The organism is Brasilonema bromeliae SPC951 (assembly GCF_012912135.1).
In the GTDB taxonomy this organism is placed as follows: Bacteria; Cyanobacteriota; Cyanobacteriia; order Cyanobacteriales; family Nostocaceae; genus Brasilonema; species Brasilonema bromeliae.
This window is the reverse complement of record NZ_QMEB01000126.1, coordinates 1-210: the sequence shown is the minus strand read 5'-3', so window position 1 is coordinate 210 and position 210 is coordinate 1.

Here is a 210-nt window from a genome sequence, read left to right as displayed (position 1 = left end):
CAATTATCCTATCTGTTTGAACGTGGATCAGTCTTGCTGTCTCCTGTTGCAATTGAGTTCTAGAAGAACTAGACGAGACCACAGTTGGCGGTGGAGTTTGGGCTGCTGGAGTTGGTGCGGGTGGTGGTGGAGTTGGTGCGCTTGGTGGGGTTGGTGGTGCTGATAGTTCCTGTGCGGGTGGTGGTGGAGTTGATGCTGATAGTTCCTGTG